Here is a 3,508-nt window from a genome sequence, read left to right on the forward strand (position 1 = left end):
GCGGTGGAGCGGCGGTACTACATGCTCCTCGCCGGCGAGGCCGGGCGGAAGGACGCCGAGGCGGCGCTCCGCGAGCGCGCGGTCGAGCTCGTCCAGGCGCTCGCCCGCGCCGAGGTCGAGGCACGCCTCCTCGATGACGCGGCGCTCCTTCAGATGCTCCACGTCTGGAGCCATCCGGCCACGGCCGCCTTCGAGCGGCCGGAGTTCCCGGGCGTGACGACCTTCGCGGGAGGTGAGACGGCGTGAAGGCCACGACCGCAAGCCCGCTCCTGGACGTGATCACGCCGGCCGGGCTCGGGTTCTACCCCCGAGACCTTCGTTTGGGCGAGGTCCTTGGGCGGGTCATGGTCCTCACCGCCTACCCGCCCAGGGCAGGGGCGGCCTGGCTGAGCCGAGTCACCCAGCTCCCCGGCGTGGTCGCCTCCGTCCACGTGACGCCGGCCGACCCGGCGGAGCTGGTGAAGCAGATCACCGTCTCCATCGGCGAGCTCGGCTCCCGCATCGCCATGGGGGGCTCCCCGCTCCTCGTCCAGCGGGCGGAGCGGGCGCTTGAAGATGCCCAGACGCTGCTTCACAAGATCGACCAGGAGCAGCAGCAGGTGGTCTACCTGACCGTGGTGCTCCTGGTCCTCGCGAGCGACGAGGACGAGCTCCGCCGGCGCGTCCGCCAGGTGGAGGCCTCCGCCGCGGCGGCCGGGATGCGGGCGTCCGTGGCCCTCTTCGCCCAGGAGCAGGGGCTTCGCTCCGCCGGACCGTGGGCGGTCCTGGACGAGGCGATCCGCCGCATGGGCGGACACAACATGCCCATCGAGACGATGGCCGCGGGCTACCCCATGGCCCGGAGCGGGATCAACCACGGGCGCGGGATTCTCCTCGGCCGCGACCAGGACGGCGGGATCGTGCTGGTCGACCGGTGGAGCGCGGAGGCGGCCCAGGAAGGGCTGGTGAACCCCAACGTCAACATCCTGGGCGCGTCGGGCGGCGGGAAGTCCTTCGCGGCGAAGCTCCTCGCGCTCCGGGAGTACGCCCGGGGAGCCCGGCTCCTCATCCTCGACCCCGAGCGCGAGTACCGGCCGCTGGCCCGCGCCTTGGGCGGCGCCTGGATCAACGCGGCGGGCGGCGAGGGGCGGCTCAACCCGCTGGAGATCCGGCCGCTCCCGCCCGACATCGACGCCGAGCCCGAGGAGGGCACCTCACCCCTCCAGGGCCGCGGCCCCCTGGCCGTCCACCTCCAGCGCGTCGTGATGACCTGGCTCCAGCTCTACCTGCCGGGCCTCGACGACCTGGAGCGGGCGACGCTCTCCCAGGCCGTCCTCGCGGCCTACCGGGACCACGGCATCGGCTGGGAGACGGACCCCGCGACCGTGAAGCGCTGGCCCACCGTCGCCGACGTCTACCGCCACGTCCGGGACGCCGGGGCGGAGCGCCTGGCCGTGCTCCTGGAGCCCGCCGTCTCCGGCGCGGAGTCGGCGCTCTGGTGCGGCCAGACCACGCTCCCGCCGGCCGGCGACGTGACGGTGGTGGACATCCGCGACCTCGTGGACGCCCAGGAGACGGTCCGCCGTGCCCAGTACTTCGCGCTCCTCACCTGGGCCTGGGACCTGGTGAGGGCAGGCCAGGCCGAAGGGCGGAGGACGGTCCTCCTGGTGGACGAGGCCTGGCTCCTCGCCGACCCCCAGACGCCGCAGGCGCTGGCCTTCCTCCGCGACCTCTCGAAGCGCATCCGGAAGTACCAGGGCTCCCTGGTGGTGGTGACCCAGAACTCGGTGGATTTTCTCGACCCCGCCATTCGCCGCTACGGGGAGCCCGTGGTGGCGAACGCCGCCACCAAGCTCTTCTTCCGCCAGGAGAGCCGGGACCTCGAGGCGCTCACCCAGCTCTTCCGGCTGACCGAGGCCGAGCAGGTGCTTCTCTCCGGCGCCAAGCGCGGCGAGGCCCTCCTCATCGCGGGCAACTCGCGCGTCCGGCTGACGACCGAGGCCTCGGACGTGGAAGCGCGCGTCATCGCAGGGGGCGGGCTCTGATGCCGGCGGCCCGCCTGGCCCTGCGCCTCCTGGGCGCGCTCCTGGGCGGCGGCGGGCAGGGCGAGGAGCGCGGGGGCCGCCTCGGGTTCCTGCTGCTCCTCCTGGCGCTTCTCCCGGTCCTGCTCCTCGCCCTGGTCCCCCTCCTGGTGGCCGCCATCCCGATGGGCGCCGTGGGCGCCGTCTCCGCCTTTGTGCAAGGGTTGCTGGGCGGCGGGAGCCCTGACCAGGAGGCTGCCCGTGTCCAGCAGGCATACATGCAGGCGGTGCAGGCGGTTTACCAGACGACGGCGGGCCAAGCGACGGACAAGCGCGGGGTGCTCGTGGACTGGATGGCCCTCGCGGCCATCGACGCCGTGCGCTACGGGCAGGACACCTCCCAGGTCTCCGAGCAGGAGGCCGAGCAGCTGGCGTGGCGGTTCGTCGAGCGCCACGAGCAGACCGCATGCACGACCGGCTCGGACGGGAAGCAGGCGTGCCATACCGCCGTCACCTACACCCTCCGTCCCCTGGACCCGGTGCTGGCGGGTCTCGGGCTCGCCGGGGCCGACGCGGAGCAGGTGCAGGTGATGATCCTGGCCCTCCAGGATCTGACCAACACCCCGAGCGGTCCAGGGGCCGGTGGCGACTACACCCCGGACCCCCAGCCCGGCTGGACCTGGCCCGTGCCCGGCTACACCACCATCACCTCGCCCTTCGGCTGGCGGGTCCTGAACGGGCAGCGCGACTTCCACCCTGGCCTCGACATCGCCGTGCCCCTGGGCACGACCGTCCTGGCCGCCCACGCGGGCACCGTCACCGAGAGCCGGTATGACGGCGCCTGCGGCAACGCCCTCGCCATCGCCTGGCCGGGCGGGGAAGTGCGCTACTGCCACAACGCCGCGCTCCTCGTGCCCGTGGGAACCGAGGTCGCGCTCGGCCAACCCGTCTCCCTCTCCGGCTCGACGGGCGAATCCACCGGCCCGCACCTGCACGTCGAGACCTACCAGCACGGGCAGCTGGTCGATCCGCTCAGCGTCTTCGGCTCCGCCGGAGCAGCTGGTTACACGCCGTAGCGGAAGGAGGTGGTGGCCTGTGAGCGGCGCGCTGGTGACCGTCATCGCGGCAGGGGCGCTCGTGGAGGCCGGATGGATTCTCCAAGTGACCGAGACCGAGCGGCAGCACCCGGCGCGGAGGCCCGCCTGGGCCTTGCTGGGCCTGGCGGTGCTGCTCCTGCTCACGCAGATTCTCTGACCCCCGGCGGCTCCGGCCGAGCCTGCCCCCGCCGGGAACCCGCTCCGGCAAGGGCCGCTCGGGCCGTGAGCATAGGCTCCGTCGCTCCGCTCGTCCGCTATCCCTCCCGTCCCTCGCTCTCCGCTTCGCTCCGCCCCTGCCTCCGCGCCCGGCGGGACGGCGCTCCGCGCCTGGCTCTCGGCTCCCAGCGCCGCCGGTCGGGCGGCGCGAACGGAAGGAGGCCGGAGCGATGGTGCGGGGCGAGGTCGTGCGCG

At 73.6% G+C, this 3,508-nt stretch carries 4 protein-coding genes; all 4 read left to right on the plus strand.

The genetic code is table 11. The annotated features are described in order from the left end of the window. The coding region (locus K6U79_11350; GenBank protein ID MCL6522948.1) for a hypothetical protein at window positions 1-246 on the plus strand (246 nt) is incomplete at its 5' end. A gap of 98 nt (window positions 247-344) precedes the next feature. Further along, window positions 345-2,024, plus strand: coding sequence for a DUF87 domain-containing protein (locus K6U79_11355; protein ID MCL6522949.1), 1,680 nt, complete (start codon window positions 345-347; stop codon window positions 2,022-2,024). Beyond that, window positions 2,024-3,076, plus strand: coding sequence for a M23 family metallopeptidase (locus tag K6U79_11360; GenBank protein MCL6522950.1), 1,053 nt, complete (start codon window positions 2,024-2,026; stop codon window positions 3,074-3,076). The genes K6U79_11355 and K6U79_11360 overlap by 1 nt, the downstream gene beginning before the upstream one ends. A gap of 19 nt (window positions 3,077-3,095) precedes the next feature. Beyond that, entirely contained in the window at window positions 3,096-3,254 is a 159-nt protein-coding gene (locus tag K6U79_11365; protein ID MCL6522951.1) for a hypothetical protein, read from the plus strand. The last annotated feature ends 254 nt before the right edge of the window (window positions 3,255-3,508 follow it).

The sequence above is a fragment of the Bacillota bacterium genome, assembly GCA_023511835.1.
Classification (GTDB): Bacteria; Bacillota; Sulfobacillia; order JAIMAT01; family JAIMAT01; genus JAIMAT01.

Bases quoted from the DNA above. Each gene is read 5' to 3' on its own strand.
- K6U79_11355 (MCL6522949.1), top strand. From the start codon at position 345: ATGGTCCTCACCGCCTACCCGCCCAGGGCAGGGGCGGCCTGGCTGAGC.
- K6U79_11360 (MCL6522950.1), top strand. From the start codon at position 2,024: ATGCCGGCGGCCCGCCTGGCCCTGCGCCTCCTGGGCGCGCTCCTGGGC.